This is a genomic window from Ewingella sp. CoE-038-23, from assembly GCF_040419245.1.
Classification (GTDB): Bacteria; Pseudomonadota; Gammaproteobacteria; order Enterobacterales; family Enterobacteriaceae; genus Ewingella; species Ewingella allii.
Genome location: NZ_JAZHOH010000001.1, coordinates 3,514,039 through 3,532,472 on the forward strand (window position 1 = coordinate 3,514,039; position 18,434 = coordinate 3,532,472).

Annotated in this window: 13 protein-coding genes; 7 read left to right on the forward strand and 6 right to left on the reverse strand. The window is 57.9% G+C overall.

Translation table 11 applies throughout. The features are described from left to right. Positions 1 to 30: 30 nt before the first annotated feature. From proY to phoB, 4 genes are all read right to left on the reverse strand, one after another. The gene (proY, locus tag V2154_RS16905; protein WP_353503137.1) at positions 31 to 1,428 is read right to left on the reverse strand and encodes a proline-specific permease ProY; all 1,398 of its coding nucleotides are present in this window, start codon (positions 1,426 to 1,428) and stop codon (positions 31 to 33) included. Between the two features lie 154 nt (positions 1,429 to 1,582). Next, positions 1,583 to 2,902, reverse strand: coding sequence for a branched-chain amino acid transport system II carrier protein (gene brnQ, locus V2154_RS16910; RefSeq protein WP_353503138.1), 1,320 nt, complete (start codon positions 2,900 to 2,902; stop codon positions 1,583 to 1,585). A gap of 521 nt (positions 2,903 to 3,423) precedes the next feature. Next, entirely contained in the window at positions 3,424 to 4,749 is a 1,326-nt protein-coding gene (phoR, locus tag V2154_RS16915) for a phosphate regulon sensor histidine kinase PhoR (RefSeq protein ID WP_185689390.1), read from the reverse strand. A gap of 115 nt (positions 4,750 to 4,864) precedes the next feature. Further along, positions 4,865 to 5,554, reverse strand: a complete 690-nt coding sequence (phoB, locus tag V2154_RS16920; RefSeq protein ID WP_034792463.1) for a phosphate response regulator transcription factor PhoB — start codon at positions 5,552 to 5,554, stop codon at positions 4,865 to 4,867. Between the two features lie 226 nt (positions 5,555 to 5,780). On the opposite strand from phoB, the gene sbcD reads away from it, so the two are divergent. The 5 genes from sbcD to V2154_RS16945 all read left to right on the forward strand — a co-directional run bounded on the left by sbcD (position 5,781) and on the right by V2154_RS16945 (position 13,115). Beyond that, positions 5,781 to 7,019, forward strand: coding sequence for an exonuclease subunit SbcD (gene sbcD / locus V2154_RS16925; RefSeq protein WP_353503139.1), 1,239 nt, complete (start codon positions 5,781 to 5,783; stop codon positions 7,017 to 7,019). Then, a complete protein-coding gene (gene sbcC / locus V2154_RS16930; protein WP_353503140.1) occupies positions 7,016 to 10,264 on the forward strand; it encodes an exonuclease subunit SbcC in 3,249 nt (1,082 codons plus the stop codon). Before sbcD ends, sbcC begins: the two co-directional genes overlap by 4 nt. A 230-nt stretch (positions 10,265 to 10,494) precedes the next feature. Next, a complete protein-coding gene (locus V2154_RS16935; RefSeq protein WP_154145615.1) occupies positions 10,495 to 11,517 on the forward strand; it encodes an ABC transporter substrate-binding protein in 1,023 nt (340 codons plus the stop codon). A gap of 15 nt (positions 11,518 to 11,532) precedes the next feature. Then, positions 11,533 to 12,297 (forward strand): ABC transporter permease, encoded by a 765-nt coding sequence (locus V2154_RS16940; protein WP_353503141.1) that lies wholly within the window; start codon positions 11,533 to 11,535, stop codon positions 12,295 to 12,297. Then, a complete protein-coding gene (locus tag V2154_RS16945; protein WP_034792474.1) occupies positions 12,294 to 13,115 on the forward strand; it encodes an ABC transporter ATP-binding protein in 822 nt (273 codons plus the stop codon). Before V2154_RS16940 ends, V2154_RS16945 begins: the two co-directional genes overlap by 4 nt. Here the strand turns inward: V2154_RS16945 and qhpR are convergent. Both qhpR and V2154_RS16955 read right to left on the reverse strand, forming a co-directional pair. Then, positions 13,093 to 14,217 carry an AraC-like transcriptional regulator QhpR gene (qhpR, locus tag V2154_RS16950; RefSeq protein WP_353503142.1) on the reverse strand — a complete coding sequence of 375 codons (1,125 nt, stop codon included), beginning with the start codon at positions 14,215 to 14,217 and terminating at the stop codon, positions 13,093 to 13,095. The genes V2154_RS16945 and qhpR overlap by 23 nt on opposite strands. Before the next feature lie 149 nt (positions 14,218 to 14,366). Continuing rightward, complete coding sequence (locus V2154_RS16955; RefSeq protein WP_353503143.1) at positions 14,367 to 15,377, reverse strand: phosphotransferase enzyme family protein; 1,011 nt, start codon at positions 15,375 to 15,377, stop codon at positions 14,367 to 14,369. A 263-nt stretch (positions 15,378 to 15,640) separates the two neighbouring features. On the opposite strand from V2154_RS16955, the gene V2154_RS16960 reads away from it, so the two are divergent. Both V2154_RS16960 and eat read left to right on the forward strand, forming a co-directional pair. Beyond that, on the forward strand, positions 15,641 to 16,954 hold the full coding sequence (locus tag V2154_RS16960) for an aspartate aminotransferase family protein (RefSeq protein ID WP_353503144.1): 1,314 nt from the start codon (positions 15,641 to 15,643) through the stop codon (positions 16,952 to 16,954). 30 nt (positions 16,955 to 16,984) lie between these two features. Next, positions 16,985 to 18,349 (forward strand): ethanolamine permease, encoded by a 1,365-nt coding sequence (gene eat, locus V2154_RS16965; protein WP_353503145.1) that lies wholly within the window; start codon positions 16,985 to 16,987, stop codon positions 18,347 to 18,349. The last annotated feature ends 85 nt before the right edge of the window (positions 18,350 to 18,434 follow it).

Genomic DNA, 18,434 nt, shown 5'->3' on the forward strand with positions numbered 1-18,434 from the left:
GCTTTTCTTTTAACGGATGTAAGTGCTTGCTTAGCTTTGCGCCGCCAGCTTCTTGCGGTCGTTGCGGCGTTTAAACGCGTAACCGATAAGCAGCACGGCGACCCACACCAGCCCGGCGTAAAGAGACACGCGCGTGGTTGGGAAGTAGCCGATTAAGCCAATGATAAAGAATAGGAAGATAATCGCGATAACCGAGGTAAACACCCCGCCGCGCAGTGGGAATTCCAGCTCGCTCACCTGCTGTTTGCTCAGTTTGCGGCGGAAGGCGATTTGCGAGAACAAAATCATAATCCACACCCACACGGTAGCGAAGGTCGCCAGCGAGGCAATAACCAGGAAGACGTTTTCCGGCATGATGTAGTTGAGATACACCGCCACCAGCAGCGCCGCCATCATCACCAACACCGTGACCCAGGGAATGCCGCGACGCGACACCTTGCTGAACATCTTCGGCGCGTGGCCTTGACCCGCCATGCCGTGCAGCATGCGACCCACGCCAAACACGTCGCTGTTAATCGCTGAAAGCGAGGCGGTGATCACCACGAAATTCAAAATACCGGCAGCAATGGTGATGCCCATGTGCTGGAAAGTCAGCACGAACGGGCTGCCCTGCGTCCCGACCTGATTCCACGGGAAGATAGACATAATCACGAACAGCGTGCCCACGTAGAACACCAGAATGCGCCACGGCACGGAGTTAATGGCTTTCGGAATCGATTTCTTCGGATCTTCAGCTTCTCCGGCGGTGATACCAATAATCTCAATCCCGCCGTAGGCAAACATCACCAGCTGGAGCGAGAGAATGGTGCCCATAATCCCCTGACTGAAGAAGCCGCCGTTGCTCCACAAATTGTGAATGCCGGTCGGCTGCCCGCCGTTGCCGATACCCCAAATAATGATGCCAAAGCCCGCCACAATCATGATGATGATGGTCAGCACTTTGAAGAAGGAGAACCAGAACTCCAGCTCGCCGAAAACTCTGACGCTCATCAGGTTGATGCCACCGATGATAAGCACCACGCTCAGCACCCAAATCCAGTGAGGCACCTCGGGGAACCAGACGCCCATATAGATGCCGAAGGCGGTGACGTCGGCGATGGCGACAATCAAAATCTCGAAGCAGTAGGTCCAACCGGTGATGTAACCCGCCAATGGCCCGAGATAATCCTGCGCGTAGCGCGAAAACGAGCCGCTCTGCGGGTTGTTAACCGACATCTCACCCAGCGCGCGCATGATGATAAACGCCACGATCCCGCCGACCAGATAGGCCAGCAACACGCTTGGCCCGGCTAATTTAATCGCGTCCGCCGAGCCGTAAAACAGGCCGGTGCCGATGGCCGAGCCGAGCGCCATAAAGCGAATGTGTCGGGTAGTCAGGCCGCGTTTTAACTTAGTCGCTGGCGGCTCTTTCTCAACTGATTGCTGCATGTGAATTTATCCAATTCCTTTGTTCATCAAGGCTGATGAGGGACTCAAACCAATGAAAAAGCCACGGAAGGGTTTTCCGTGGCCTGATTGGCGAAACATTCTTCAAACGCAATTATATGACTGAAACGTGACGCCAGTGAACCACCAATGTCATTTACTGATGAGCCGTCACGCTGCGCGGTCCGCTAATCTTGTCGTAAATCCCAGCGAGAACCAGCATCACCAGCGAAGGTGGCAACCATGCCAGGCCCTGCGCCGCCAGCGGCAGATTCGCAGTCCAGGCTGGCATGATATCAGCCAGAGCCGAGGCTTTAACGCCATCCACCAGTCCGAACAGCAGGCTAACCACCATTACCGGTGCCACGATGCGCGTGGTGCTATTCCACCAGCGCAGGGTGAAGCTCAGCACCACCAGCACGATACAAGGCGGGTAAATCGCGGTCAGCACCGGGATAGAAATCTGAATCAAATGGCTCAGGCCCAGATTCGACACCAGCATAGAGAACAGGCCGAGGATAAACACCAGCGAGCGGTAAGAGAGCGGCAGATACTGGGCGAAGAACTCCGCGCAGGCGCAGGTCAGGCCCACCGCCGTCACCATACAGGCGATGAAAATCAGCGCGCCAAGGAAGAAGCTGCCCACGCCGCCGAAGGTGTGTTCGACATAAGCATGCAGAATAACCGCGCCGTTAGTGGCGTCAGGCACCAGCGAGGCGCTATTTTCGCCCAGTTTGAACAGGCTGAGGTAGACCAGCATCAGGCCGACACCGGCAATCAGGCCCGCCAAAATAGTGTAGCGAGTCAGCAGCTTGGCGTCGGACACGCCGCGAGAGCGCGCCGCGTTAACGATAACAATACCAAACACCATCGCGCCCAGCGTATCCATCGTCAGGTAACCATTGACGAAACCGCTGGAGAAAGGCACGTGCTGGTAGGCTTCGGCAGCAGGCATGCTCTGCCCCGCTGGCCACAGCACGGCGGCCAGGCCTAACACGCCCAGCGCGACCATTTTCAGCGGCGCGAGGAAGTGGCCCACGGTGTCCAGCAGGCGGCCCGGATAGAGGGAGATACCAATCACCAGCGCGAAGTAAACGACGCTATAAATGAACAGCGGCAGCGGGCCGTCGCCGGTTAGTGGTGCGATCCCGACTTCAAAAGAGACGGTAGCAGTACGCGGCGTAGCGAACAGCGGCCCGACGGCCAGATAGCAAACCGTGGCCAGCAAAATGCCCGCGGCGCGGCCAATCGGCGAGCTCAGCGCGTCAACACCACCACCCACACGAGCCAGTGCAATCACGGTCATGACCGGCAGGCCCACGGCGGTTATCATAAACCCTGCCGCCGCCCACCAGACTGCGGGACCGGCCTGTAAACCGACCATCGGCGGGAAGATGATATTCCCGGCACCGACGAATAAGGCGAAGGTCATAAAGCCCAACGCCAAAATATCTTTGCTTGATAAACGAGTACTCATGATTGGTGTCGTGTTGCCTGTTCAAATGAATAAAGTGACCGATGCTAACGCCTGTTCTTTCGTTATAACGTCAATGAGCGAGATAACCGCCTGACAATGCCATTTCGAGGAGAGAAAGAAGCCTAAAATGCCTGATGATATGCAGATGAAATGTTGTAATTCAGGAATAGTTCAGCGACAGCGGGCGCTAAGGTAAACGTTTATGTCGTGAAAAGGCAAGCCGAGATCCAAAAAGCAGAGCCTTAGACCAGACTTTTACCAAAAAGCAGTGCATATCACTAAGTCACTAGAGATATGCAAAACATGATATGTATGATTATTCATCAAATTAAGCACAAGATACAGACTATTGCCGCTAAAACTGCGCGAAATCACCAAGAACCGGTCGTTTCCCGCACGTTTATAAGGTGTTAATGAAAGGTTGAGCTACTGATTGGCAGGCTGGGGTAAGCCTCTGGCAGAAAAGAAAAAAGCTGCCCGATGAGCAGCTTTTATTTTTTAACATTTATGCCAGCAGAATATTACTTCGTATCTTTCACTTTGCCCGGCGTAGCGGAACTGGCTGGCACCACCAGACGCTGTGGCAGGGTAAACATAAATCGCGTGCCGACACCCACTTCGCTCATGATATCCAGCTTGGAGTTGTGGTGGCTGAGCGCGTGCTTAACGATTGCCAGCCCCAGCCCGCTGCCGCCCGTCTGTCTAGATCGCGCTTTGTCGACGCGGTAGAAGCGCTCCGTCAGGCGCGGCAGGTGCTGTGGCTCAATGCCCGGCCCGTTATCACTGACCTGAAACTGCGCCCCCAGCGGCGTTTGCTGCCAGCTGACTTCAATGCGCGTGCCAGTCGGCGTGTGGTTCACCGAGTTATACACCAGGTTAGACACCGCGCTGCGCAGCTGATCTTCATTGCCAAACACCTGCAACTTGTCGTTTACGCGGAACACAATCTCGTGGCGACCATTGCTTAAAGTCTGCACCTCGCGCTCCAGCATACCCATCATCAGCGGCATATCCACCTTCTCATTGAGATCAATGTTGGTGGCTGCTTCGATGCGAGACAGCGTCAGCAGCTGTTTCACCAGTCCGTCCATGCGTCGCGTCTGCTCCTGCATGGTGTCTAGCGCCTTGCTGCGGAATGGCTCTTCCAGCTTGGCGTCTTCCATCATCTCCAGATAGCCCTGCAACACGGTCAGCGGCGTGCGCAGCTCATGACTGACGTTGGCGAAGAAGTTGCGACGCGCCCCTTCCAGCTGGCGCATTTGGGTGACGTCACGCGCCACCATCAGCAGCTGACCTTCGGAATAAGGCATCACGCGGAACTCAACGTAGTGCTCATTGTTGAGCTGCAAATTCAGCGCGCGGTTAAATTCTCGGTTCTGAATCCAGCTGCGAAACTCGGGGTAACGCAGCAGGTTGAAGATATGCTGCCCGTTATCTTCCGGCCAGCGGAATCCCAACAAATCCTGAGCCAAGCCGTTACACCAGAAAATATTGCCTTCTTCGGTCGCCAGCACCACGGCATCGGGCAGAGACTCTGCCCCGCTGCGAAAACGTTTGATGAGTTGACCGAGTTCACGCCGACGCCGACGGTTACGCATTTGCATCTGGTTCAACCCATAAAACAGCGGTTCCCAGCTCCAGCGACCATTTGGTGGGGTGATGCTGCGATCGAGCCACAGCCAGTGAGAGAGTTTAAGCTGGTTATAATAGTTCCAGCCCAGCGCCGCCAGCAGCGACGCAAATAGCAGCCATCCGTAATGGCCGAAGAAAATACCGATGATCAATGCTGGCAGACAGAACAGAAACAGTTCCCCCGCCAGACGCTTCCAGGACAGACGTTCTAACACACAGATTCTCCGCTGCGGCGAGCCGAAAGGCCCCTACATACTATACCCAAAATCATGGGGTTACCGAGCGCGGCCTTGCGCCCAGACAACCTGACGTATCAAGGGTATAAATGACTCAGTAACGGGTAGAGAACCGGTAACCCGTTCCACGTACCGTTTGAATCATTCTGTCATGTCCGCTGGTTTCTAACGCTTTGCGCAAGCGACGAATATGAACGTCTACCGTGCGATCTTCAACATATACGTTAGTGCCCCAGACGTTATTCAGCAACTGCTCACGGCTGTAAACCCGCTCAGAATGCGTCATAAAGAAGTGCAGCAATTTGAATTCTGTTGGCCCCATGTCCAGCGCCTGCTCGTTCGCCATTACGCGATGTGAAGAAGGGTCGAGGCTCAGCCCCTGCATGTCGATCACTTCTTCCACCGCCATCGGGGAAATTCGACGCATTACGGCTTTAATACGCGCCACCAGCTCTTTCGGGGAGAAAGGCTTGGTGATGTAGTCGTCCGCGCCCACTTCCAGACCGCGCACTCGGTCTTCCTCTTCGCCACGGGCTGTCAGCATCATGACCGGGATTTCACGCGTTAGGGCTTCACGTTTAAGATGTTTGATAAACTGAATGCCGGAACCGCCCGGTAACATCCAGTCGAGCAAAATAAGCTCGGGGAATGGCTCAATCAACCGGGCAACTGCCGAGTCGAAATCTTCTGCTTCCACTGCCTGATAGCCGTTTTGTTCCAGCACAAAGCACACCATTTCACGGATCGGAGCTTCATCTTCAACCACTAAAATACGTCTAGCCATCGTAGGTCCTGCCAAAAGGTTAGCGATCATTGTTTGATTGCGGAGGGGATTATGCGTCAGTTTTGTGACATTTTTATGAAAATCGCTCAGCAGCCAAACTAAGTGTAGCTAAGCCTTCATTAATGCGTCATGTCGTTGAAATCCGCCTGATTTAGCGAGGACAGCCCCCAGCCTGACGTTTATACTTTGCGGCAAACTGTTGCAGCACACCACCGACGGGAGTTTCATGCGCCTGATCCACACTTCAGACTGGCACCTTGGCCAGTATTTCTTCACCAAAAGCCGTGCCGCCGAGCATCAGGCATTCTTGCGCTGGTTGATAGAACAGGTGGAACGCCATCAGGTTGACGCCGTGATTGTGGCAGGCGATATCTTTGATACCGGCTCGCCGCCGAGCTACGCCCGCGAGCTGTACAACCGATTTGTGGTCGAGCTGCAAACCACCGGCTGCCAGTTGATCGTGCTGGCGGGCAACCACGACTCGGTCGCCACGCTGAATGAGTCCCGCGAGCTGCTCTCCTGTCTGAATACCCGGGTGATTGCCACCGTGGGCGAAGACTTATCCCAGCAGGTTCTGACCTTAAATCATCGCGACGGCACGCCGGGCGCAGTGCTGTGCGCCATTCCCTTCCTGCGCCCGCGCGACCTGATTGCCAGTCAGGCCGGGCAGTCCGGCAGCGACAAGCAGCTGGCGTTACAGGAAGCCATCGCCGCGCACTATGACGCGCTGTATCAGGCGGCGCAGACCGAACGCCAGAAACTCGGCCTGCCTCTGCCGATCATCGCCACTGGCCACCTGACCACCGTCGGCGTCAGCACCTCAGACTCAGTGCGCGACATTTATATCGGCACCCTCGACGCCTTCCCGGCGCAGGCTTTTCCGCCGGTGGATTATGTCGCCCTTGGGCACATTCACCGCGCCCAGTGCGTGGCGAAAACCGAGCATATTCGCTACAGCGGCTCGCCGATTGCCCTGAGCTTCGACGAGCTGAGCAAGGTAAAAAGCGTCTATCTATTGGATTTTACCGGCGACCAGTTAAACAGCATCGACACGCTGGAGATCCCGCAATTCCAACCAATGCAGATGATCAAAGGCTCTTTGGCGGAAATTGAACAGCAGTTGAAACAATTTACCGACGCCGCCCGCGACAAGCCGGTGTGGCTGGATATTGAGGTCGCCACGCAGGACTACCTGAGCGATATTCAACGCCGCATTCAGGCTCTCACCGCCGACCTGCCGGTTGAAGTGGTGCTGCTGCGCCGCAGCAAAGAGCAGCGGCTGAACAGCATTTCTCAGCAGGAAAAAGAGACCTTGAGCGAGCTGAGCGTCAGCGAAGTTTTCGAGCGCCGTCTGGCACTGGAAAGCGAAGTCGATGAAAGCCGCCAAAGCAGAATGCGCACCCTGTTCGCGCAAATCGTAGAACAAGTACAAAGCGGCGAGTCAGCGGAGGACCGCGCACAATGAAAATTCTCAGCCTGCGGCTTAAAAACCTGAACTCGCTGGAAGGCGAGTGGAAAATCGATTTCACCGCCGAGCCTTTTGCCAGCAACGGGCTTTTTGCCATTACCGGCCCGACCGGCGCGGGGAAAACCACCCTGCTCGACGCCATCTGTCTGGCGCTTTACCACCAGACCCCGCGCCTCAACGTGTCGCCAACCCAAAACGAGCTAATGACTCGCCACACCGCAGAATCACTCGCCGAAGTGGAGTTTGAAGTGAAAGGCATTGGCTATCGCGCCTTCTGGAGCCAGCGCCGGGCCAAGAACTCGCCGGACGGCAACCTGCAAGCGCCGAAGGTGGAACTGGCGCTGCTGGAAGATGGCAAAATTCTGGCCGACAAAGTGCGCGACAAGCTTGACGCCATCGCCCAGCTCACCGGGCTGGATTTTGGCCGTTTCACCAAGTCGATGATGCTGTCGCAGGGCCAGTTTGCCGCCTTCCTCAACGCCGACGCCAATGACCGCGCCGAGCTGCTGGAAGAGCTGACCGGCACCGAGATTTACGGTCGGCTGTCCGAGCAGGTTTTCGAGCAGCACAAGCAGGCGAAAAACCAGCTCGAAGGTTTACACCAGCGCATGGCGGGCATTGAGCTGCTTAGCGAAGAGCAGCGCCAGCTTTTGGAAGGCCAACTGGCCGAGGTAAACCAGCAAGAACAGCAGCTTAGCCAGCAGTCGCAGGCGCAGCAGCGCGACCTCAACTGGCTGCAACAGTGGCAGCAGGCGCAGCTCAAGCAGCAGCAATATCAGCAACTGCTTCAGGCCAGCGAGCAGGAAGCCGCGCAGGCCGCGCCGCAGTTACTGCAACTGGCGCAGAGCGAACCGGCGGAAAAACTTCGCCCCCTGCTCAATGACCGCAATCGTCTGCGGCAGGACAATCTGGCACTCAGCCAGCATCTCAAAGAACTGGGCGAGCAGCAGGCCAATCAGCTTCAACAGATGGCCCCTCTGGCGCAGGCCGTCGAGCAGGCCCGCGCGGCTCGCCAGCAGCAGGTTCAAACCCAAGAGCAGCAGCAGAAGCTGATTGACGAGCAGGTGCAGCCGCTGGACAACCAGATTGCCCAGCTAGATAAAACACAGGCAGACAGCCAACAGGCGCTGGCCGACACCCAAAAGCAGGCGACTGAGCTGGCGGCAACCTTAGAACAACTCAGCGCGGATCGCCTGAAGCTGGAGCAGCAGAGTCAGCAGCATCAAGCCCAGCAGGCCACTCTCGCCGCCGCACTGGGCAGCCAGCAAAAGCAGCAGGCCGAGCTGGAACAACGCCATCCACTGACGGCACTGCAGCAGCGCCAGTCGGAGCTGACTCGCCTGCGCCCGGTGCGCCAACAGCTGTTTTCCCTCTCCCAGCAGTATCCGCAAATCAGCCAGCGAGTTGAGCAACAGAGCCAAGAATTTGCCCAGCGTCACGCTGAATTGTCCGCAGCTGAGAAACAGCTGGAGCTGATCCGCCAAGAGTTTAAGCAGCACAAAACCCACCAGACCGACGTCGAAAAACTGCTTGAGCAGGAGAAGCTGATTGTCCGTCTGGAGGCCGAGCGCTCGCGTCTGCAAACTGGCGAAGCCTGCCCGCTGTGCGGCTCGACCGAGCACCCGGCCATTCAGCAATATCAGTCGGTTAAGCCGTCAGAAACCGAGCAGCGGGTGGCGGAAATGCGCGCCAAAACTGAGGCGTTGCACACGCAAGGCACCGAGCTGCGGGCCAAAACCGAGAGCCAGAAAGAGCAGCAGGCGCGGCTGCAAAACCAGCTGGTGCGGGACCAAAACCAGCAAAAAGCCTATCTCGAAAGCTGGCAGCAGCTGAGCGCCCCGCTCAATCTCAGTTTTGAATTACAAGACGCGGCGCAGCTGGAGCAATGGCTGGCGGAGCGTGACCAAGAAGAGCAGCAGTGTCAGCAACTTAGCAGCCAGCATGAGCAGCAAGCGCGGGCGTTACAGCAGGCGAAAGATGCCCTGACGGCGGCGCAGAGCGAGCAGCTCAAAGCCCAGCAGCAGACCGCGTTATTAACGGAACGCTTCACGCTGATGCAAACCAGCCATGCCCAGCAACAGCAGCAGTTGACAAAGCTTCAGCAGCAGGTCGCTGAAGATGGCGAAAGCGTGCAAAAGCTCCGCCAGCAGCGCGTGGCGCTGTTCGGCGAAAAGCTGATTTCTCAGGTACGCGAGCAATTGCGCGCCCAGCTGCAAGCCAGCGAGAATGCCTTGCAGGCCGCCAGCGAGCAGTTGCAAAAATCGCAAGAGCTGCGCGACAGGCTTGCCGGGCAGGTCGCCAGCGCGATCGCCTCTCAGCTGCAGTTGACCGAGCTGTTGCAGCAGGCCGAAAGTGCGTGGCAGCAGGCGCTAAGCACCAGTGATTTCGCCGACGAGCAGGCGGTCAGCCTCGCCCTGCTCGACGACACCCTGCGCCAGCAGTTGCAGCAGCGCAAAGAGCAGCTTCAGCAGAAACTGGCCGAGCATCGCGCCCTGCTGGAACAGGCCAATCTCACTCTCGAGCAGCAGCGCCAACAGCGGCCGGAAACCCTGAGTGAAACCGACAGTGATACCGCGCCGCTGGCCGAACGCCTCGAGCAATTGGCCCAGCAGCTAAAAGCCTTGCAGCAGCGTCAGGGGGAGATCCGCAACCAACTGACCACCGACGTCACGCGCCGTGAGGGGCAGCAAAGCCTGATCGCGCAGATTGCTCAGTCCCAGCAGCTGTGCGACGACTGGGGCTATTTGAACTCGCTGATTGGCTCCAGCGACGGCGCGAAATTCCGCAAATTCGCCCAAGGTCTGACATTGGATCATCTGGTGTATCTGGCAAACAAGCAGTTGGAAAAGCTGCACGGCCGCTACCTGTTGCAGCGCAAAACCAGCGACGCGCTGGAGTTGCAGGTGGTGGATACCTGGCAGGCCGACGCGGTACGTGACACCCGCACCCTGTCGGGCGGCGAGAGCTTCTTGGTCAGTCTGGCACTGGCGCTGGCGCTCTCCGATCTGGTGAGTGACAAGACTCGCATTGACTCACTGTTCCTGGATGAAGGCTTCGGCACCCTCGACGCCGACACGCTGGACACCGCGCTGGATGCCCTCGACAGCCTGAACGCATCGGGTAAAACCATCGGCGTGATCAGCCACGTGGAGGCCATGAAAGACCGCATCCCGGTGCAAATCAAAGTCACCAAGGTGAATGGTCTGGGGGTCAGCCGTCTGAGCAGCCAGTTTAAAGTCTGATTTTCGCCCGTTGAGAACCAACAATGGCTAGCCAACCGCTAGCCATTTGCACATCTATAACCCAGCTTTTCTCACCTTGCGCACCAGCGCGGTGCACCTCTCCTGTTTTAGTCTACTGAAAATGCAGGCTTTTCTGCTTTTGACCAACATGGCACGGCCTGTGCTTAGGGTTATGTATACAAGTTGCGGTACAAGCTGCAACCCCTCATTAACCCGCAAGAGGCCAGTCGATGAAAAACAGCAAACCTGAGTCATCTCTCGTCAATCCCCGCCGCCGCCAACTGATGAAATGGCTGGCGATCACCGGCGGAGCCATGACCCTCGGCGGCATGGTGCCCGCCAGCGCCTTTGCCGCCGATGACGATGAAATCCGTATCGGCTACTGGCCGATTGTTGGCGGCCTGCCTTTTTATGTCGCGCTGGAACAGGGCTTTTTCAAACAGGCCGGGCTGAATGTCAAAGGGGTGAAGTTCGCCAGCGCCCAGCAGATTATCGAAGGCATGCTCACCGGACGCATTCACGGCTGCGCCAACGGCACGGCCACCGGCGCACTGGGGCTTGGCGCAATCACCCAGCCCGACTTGTTCAAAATCATCTGCTCGAACCCGTCGAATCGCACCTTGGTGCTGGACGAATTCTTAGTGCCACTCGACAGCAAGGCCACGTCGATTGCTGATCTGAAAGGCAAGAAAATCGCCTGCGGGCCGGGCATTCAGAACGTCACCATGGCTAAAATCATTCTGGAGAAAAACGGCTTCACCAACCCCTCGGTGATTGAACTGCCGGTCGGCCAGCACGCCCCAGCGCTGGCGGCGGGCCAGATTGATGGCGTCTACACTCTCGAACCTACCGGCACCGTCGGACGCATGAAGCACCTGTCGCGCACGCTGGAAACCGGGGTTATCTCGAAATATGTGCTGGGCGATGCCGATGCCCCGTGGTTTGGCGGCGCGGCGGCGCTGAATACGGCCTTTATTAAAAGCAGCCCGGACGCGGCGAAAAAGTTTATTGCCGCCTATGCCCAAGCCGTGGAGTTCATCCAAGCCAACCCTGACAAGGCCCGCGCCAACATCGCCGGGTATACCAGCATAGAGCCTGCGTTGGTCAGCGAAGTGCCGCTGCCGGGCTTCGTCATGTATCCGCAGCTCAACGGCGACAACCTGAAGTGGTTCCAGAAATTCTATGACGTGTTTACTGAACGCAAGATTTTCAGCAAGCCGGTGGACGTGGCATCGCTGATTTATCAAGGTTAAACGGGGAGAACCGCCATGACTTCACGCTGGTCTACGAAATTATTGCCGCTCATCGGCCCGGTTCTGCTGTTTCTGTTTTGGCAGTTAGCTGTCAGCGCGAAATGGCTGAATCCGGTGCTGCTGCCCTCGCCGGTTGAGACGCTGAGCTATATGTTCCAGTCGTTTTCCGACGCCAGCATGCGCACGGATATCGGCGCGACGCTCTATCGCACGCTGATGTCATTTGCCTTTGCGGCGGTGATTGGCGTGCCGCTGGGGGTGGTATTGGGCAGCAGTGAAAAGGTCTACCGCAGTCTGGAATTCCTCATCGACTTTTTCCGCTCCACGCCCTCTTCGGCGCTTATCCCGCTGTTTATGCTGATCTTTGGCATTACCGACGCCAACAAAATCGCCATCGCGGCCTTCGCGGCGGTGCTGGTTATCCTGTTCAACAGCGCCTATGGGGTGATGAATGCCAAGAAAACCCGGCTGATGGCTGCCAAGGTGATGGGGATTTCGCGCTGGCACATTTTCAAAGACATCATGCTGATGGAGAGTCTGGCGCAAACCTTTGTCGGCCTGCGCACCGGCGTGTCGATTGCGCTGGTAATTGTGATTGTCGCCGAGATGTTTATCGGTGCGGAAACCGGGCTGGGTCATCGCATCATCGACGCCCAGCAAGTGTTCAATATCAAAGACATGTATGCCTCAATCCTGATCACCGGGGCCATCGGCTACCTGCTCAATCTGGCCTTCCTGCTGGTGGAAAAACGTATCGTTCACTGGAGTAGCAAAGCATGACGCAACCTCTCTCACTTCGCGATGACTACAAGGGGCCGCAGCTGCCGCAGTACCCTTCTCGCCCCGACACCCACGTGACTATTCGCGGCTTGTCGAAATCTTTTGCCGGCCAGCCGCTGTATACCGACTTTAATTTGGATCTGCCTCGCGGAAAAATTGTCTCCATTTTCGGCCCTAACGGCTGCGGCAAGTCGACCCTGATGAACATGGTGGCCGGGCTGATCCCGCTGGATCAGGGCGAGGTGCTGTTCGACGGCAAAACGCTGGCGCAAACCACCATCGGCTATGTGTTCCAGAACTACCGCGACGCGCTATTCCCGTGGATGAGCTCGTGGGCCAATATCGCCTATCCGCTGGTGCGCCACGGCATGAACAGGGCCGAGGTGGAGGCGCGAGTGGCGGAGCTGGTGGCCATGTTTGATATCCGTTTTGACCTCAAACGCTACCCTTATGAGCTTTCAGGCGGCCAGCAGCAGACGGTTTGCATCATGCGTGCCTTGGCGACGCGCCCGGAGGTGATGTTCCTCGACGAGCCGTTCTCGGCGTTAGATTTCGAAATGACGCTGTTTATCCGCGACAAGTTGCAGGAAGTACAGATGGCGACCGGCGTGACGATGGTGATTGTGTCTCATGATCTTGAGGACGCGGTATTTCTGGCCGATGAGATCCTGCTGCTGACCCGCAGACCAACTCGCATCGCGGAAATCGTACCTTTCGACCTGCCTCGCCCGCGCGACGCCGAGATCATGAGCCATGCCGAATTTATTCGCGTCAAAGCCCATACGCTGGAAGTGTTTAAACGCGAGATGGCGCTGTAGTGGACTCCTCACTGGCCCCGGCCTGCCGCCACTGGCGCGGGCTGACGCCAAACCAGCGGCGAAATGCCCGCGAGAAGGCGCTGACTTCGGAGTAGCCGAGCAGCAGCGCCATTTCCGAAATCGGCAGCTGCTGTTGCTGTAAATAGTGGGTCGCCAGCTCGCAGCGCACCTTGTCCACCAGCTGAGTAAAGCTTAGGTTCTGCTCGCGCAGGCGGCGCTGTAAGGAGCTGGCCGACAGGCCCATTTTGTCCGCCACTTCATCCAAAACTGGCTCGCCGCGCAGCAGAGCCTGACGCACCCGCGAACGGGCGCTGTCGACGATTGACTGCTGAGAAGGCGCGTCGGCGTTCAGTCGGCGAATGGCGTCTTGCATCACCAGCAGCAGGGTTTGGTCGCGCTCCGGCATGGCGCGCTGCAAATCGCGTTTGGCGATCAGCAATGAGTTGTAAGGCTGGTCGAAGTAGACCGGCGCGTCGAAAATTTTGCAGTGCTCGTGCCACTGGTGCGGACGCGGATGCTCAAAATGCACTTCGCGCGGCGCCCAGCTTTTGCCTAAGCCGTGGCGCAACAGATTGAGGATCATCCCCAGCGTCAGTTCGGCGTCCTGCCGTTTACACAAAATACTGCCGTGGCGCACCTGATAGTCAAAACGGTAGTGATCGCCCTTGTCCACCAGCCGGGTCAAGGTGTTGTGTTGATGAAAAGGAAAGGCGTTCACCACGTTTTGAATCGCGGTCTCTACCGTAGAAGAACAGAGGCCAATGTAGCCAATCAGCCCCAATGACTGGGGTTTGAACTGTCTGCCGTAGTGCAAACCGAAGTTATCGCAGCCCGACTGCACCGCCGCCTCTTCCAGCACCTGACAGTAGTTCGGCAAGCCTAGGCTCAGCGTGGGCTGTTGCAGCAGTTCGGGGTTGATGCGGCACAGCCCGAGCACGCGATCCACATCCGCCCCTTTCGACAGAATAAACTCGCTAAGCCCCGACGCCGCCGCGGCCAGCACGCCGCGATTGCCAGCCTCGTGCTGCCCCAGCGCGCTGAGCGCCCCGTTCAAACCCGGCGTGAAGCCGGTTAGTGGTTGAAGTAAAGGTTCAGTGTGCATGTTCTTCCACTCCATAAGGCAAACAGGTCAGGAAGTTCTGCAAGTTTCGTACCAGCACGGCGGGAAGAACAAATGCAGTCAGGACAGAGACTTAGCGCCGCAGGGCTGGACAAAGCCCCAAGCGGCGCACAGAAAACGTGCAGCTTGCTTCACGCCCGCGCCTGATGTTGCGGCAGGCGTGCGAGATAATCGCGGCATAAACGCAGGCTTTCGGCTTCCCAATCATCCCCCAGACTTTGCGCCATTTCGGTGGTGGCGTGCGATCCGCGCCAAGCCAGCAGCTGGATCCGCCGCTGAACGATCATCGTGGGGATCACCGCCAGATCCGCCTCGCTCAGCGGGCAGACGCGCTGATAGCCGCGTAGCCAGTGCTCGACCCACTCCGAGGCGCGCGGGTGGTGCTCGACAAAGCTGATCGCCGCCGCCGCGTCATGCATATACCAGCCCATGCCGCAGTCGTCGAAGTCGATCACCCGGGTTTCGCCCTCATGCATCAGCAGGTTGGTGAGGCGCAGATCGGCGTGGATCAGCCCGAAGCGTTCGCTGCTTTTGCCATAGTCTTGCAGCACCTGATGAATGTGCCCGATGGTCTGTTCAATCAGTGGGAAATCCTCTTCGCGCAGCCCCGGCGCGTCCTGCCAGCGCCCCCAATGACTCTGCGGCCCAACCATGGTGTCGTGATCCCAGATGATGCGCCGGAACCCTTCGGGTTTGGCCCAGCTTCGGCTGTGTTGGTGCAGGCGTGCCGTCACCTCTCCCAACTGGGCAAAGGCGCGAGGGTCAACCTCGGTGGTCGGCATCTCACCCTCAATCCAGTGGAAAAAGGTGACATTACGGCTTTCGCCGTCGCCCACTGGCAGGGTCTGCACCCGATGACCGTCGAGCGCCACAATCGCCTCTGGCACCATGATGCCGGTATGACGTAGAGCGTCCAGCCACGCCAACTCGCTCTCTATCTCGTCGCGATGGTGGTAATCGCCGCGATGAATGCGTAAGGCAAAACGCTGGCCGCTGTCACCACGCACCAAGAAAGTGGCGTTTTCCGAGCGGCACAAAAGAGACAACTCCCCGCGAAAAGCGGCGTGATAGCGCAGCAGCGCCTCGCGGGCTAACTGGGTCAGGCTGGCGGCATCAAGCGTATCGGACTGTTTAGCATTCATAGTGTTCACTCCGGCAGGTGGCAATCAATCAAATGAATCGGCCTTCAGAATGAGAGCCCGCCGCGTTTGCTGCTTGACCCGGCAAGAGCAAATGTTGACCGCAGACGTTGCAAGCCCGCCAACAGGCAGGAACTTGACTTTAGGGCGCGCGAATCGCCATTCCACGGTCAAGTTTTGCCGTAGTGACCAGCGCATTATCAAAACACTTCCACTACCGGGACGCCCGGCAACCAGAACTTCATCGCCTGTCAGGAGAAATTATCATGTTGAAAACCAATGCCTTTGACGCCGCAGCCAGCAGCAATATTCCGGCTGAAAATCTGGCGATGATTGAGCGCCGCCGCCGCTTGCTCGGCCCGGCCTATCAGCTGTTCTATAAGAACCCGGTGCATCTGGTGCGCGGTGAAGGGGTATGGGTGTATGACGCCGAAGGCCGCCGCTATCTCGACGTGTACAACAACGTGCCGTCGGTCGGCCACTGCCATCCGCACGTACTGGAAGCCCTGGTGCGTCAGGCTTCGACCCTCAACACCCATACTCGCTATCTGCATGAAAATGTGCTGAATTTCGCCGAGAAGCTGGTCGGCACCATGCCCGCCGAGCTGAGTCAGGTGATGTTCACCTGCACCGGCAGCGAGTCTAACGATTTGGCTCTGCGCATCGCCGAAGACTTTACCGGCGGCACCGGGGTGATTGTGACCGAGTTCAGTTACCACGGGATGACCAAAGCCATTGCCGGGCTGTCGGCGTCGATGGGGCCTTACGTCAAGGTAAATGGCGATGCGCGGGTGATCCCGGCGCCTATCCATAACCCGGCCAATCCGGCGGAGGTGGGTAAACGCTTCGCCAATGATATTCGCGCGGCGCTGGCCGATATGCACCGCCACGGCATCAAACCGGCGGCCCTGATGATTGACACCTTCTTTACCAGCGACGGCGGCTTCTTCGACCCGGCCGGGTTCTTGAAAGAGGCGATTGACGTGATCCACGACGCCGGGGCGCTGTACATCGCCGACGAAGTGCAGCCGGGCTATGGCCGTTCGGGGGAAACCATGTGGGGCTTTCAGCGCCACGGCGTGCTGCCGGATATCGTCTCCCTCGGCAAGCCAATGGGCAATGGTCATCCGATGGCGGGCATCACCATTCAGCCGCATATTTTGCAGCGTTTCGGCAGCGAATCGAGCTATTTCAACACTTTTGGCGGCAACACGGTCTCTTCCGCCGTCGGCCTCGCCGTGCTGGAAGTGATTGAGCAGGAGAACCTGATCCCGAGCGTCGGCCGCGCGGGCAAAGCCATTCTCGACGGCATCAGCGCGCTGGCCCAGCGTTTCCCGGCCATCGGCAGCGTGCGCGGCGCGGGCCTGTTTGTCAGCGTAGATTTCGTCACGGCCGACGGCGCGCCGGACTCGGTGACCGCGCTGGCGGTGGTCAACGCCCTGCGAGAAGAAGGCGTGCTGATTGGCGCATCCGGGCCGCACGCCAACATCCTCAAGATTCGTCCACCTTTGGTGTTTACCGCCGAACATGCAGAGGTTCTGGTCGGCGCGCTGGAGAACGTCCTTAGCAAAATGTTCTGAATATCCCTTCAACTGGTTCAGGAGAGCACAATGACATCACAACTTAAACCGACGCTGGGCACGGTACACTTGTGGGCGATTGCCGTCGGGCTGGTGATTTCCGGTGAGTATTTTGGCTGGAGCTATGGCTGGGGCGTAGCCGGGACGCTGGGCTTTCTGGTGACTACGCTGCTGGTCGCCACCATGTACACCTGCTTTATTTTCAGCTTTACCGAGCTGACCACCGCCATTCCTCACGCCGGCGGGCCTTTCGCCTACAGCCGCCGCGCCTTTGGCGAAACTGGCGGGCTCATTGCCGGAATGGCGACGCTGATTGAGTTCGTGTTTGCGCCCCCGGCCATTGCCTTGGCTATCGGCGCTTACCTGAACGTGCAGTTTCCCGACCTCAACCCTAAAGTGGCCGCCTTGGGAACCTATGTTGTGTTTATGGCGCTGAATATTCTCGGCGTGAAGCTGGCCGCGATATTCGAGCTGGTGGTTACCGTGCTGGCGGTGCTGGAACTGCTGGTGTTCATGGGCGTAGTCGCGCCGGGCTTCAGCGTGAGTAATTTTGTGCTCAACGGCTGGGCGGGCGGCGAGCATTTCGGCTTACCGGCGTTTTCCGGCATTTTCGCTGCGATCCCCTTCGCTATCTGGTTCTTTTTGGCTATCGAAGGCGCTGCAATGGCCGCCGAGGAAGCCAAAGATCCCAAACGCACCATTCCCAAAGCCTATATCAGCGGAATTTTAACGCTGGTGGTGCTGGCGATTGGCGTGATGGTGATGGCCGGCGGCGCGGGCGACTGGAGCAAGCTTTCCAATATCAATGATCCTCTGCCGCAGGCGATGAAGATGGTGGTTGGCGAGCACTCCGGCTGGATGCACATGCTGGTGTGGATTGGCCTGTTCGGGCTGGTTGCCAGCTTTCACGGCATTATTTTGGGCTATTCGCGGCAGTTTTTCGCGCTGGCTCGCGCCGGGTATTTGCCTTCCGGGCTGGCGAAACTGTCACGTTTTCAGACGCCGCACCGGGCGATTTTGCTCGGCGGCGTGATTGGCATCGCGGCGATTTTCAGCGACGGATTGATTAATCTGCAAGGCATGTCGCTGACGGCGGCGATGATCACCATGGCGGTATTTGGCGCGATTGTGATGTATATCATGAGCATGCTGAGCCTGTTCCGCCTGCGCAAAATTGCCCCAGAGATGGCACGCAGCTTCCGCGCGCCGGGCTATCCGCTGGTTCCGGCCATTGCGCTGGTGCTGGCGGTGGTCTGTCTGCTGGCGATGCTGTGGTTCAATTTAGTAATTGCCGGGGTGTTCGTGCTGTTTATGGCGGTGGGTTATCTCTATTTCGCGGCCACCAAGGTGCAGCGCAGCAGCGCGCCAAAAGATCTGATGTTAGAGGGGGAGTGAAAAGAAATGGGTCTGCCTTTGGGGTTAGAGCGGCGGAGCCGAGATTGGCGATGGATAGTTGATCGAGACTGACGGGCTTACTAAG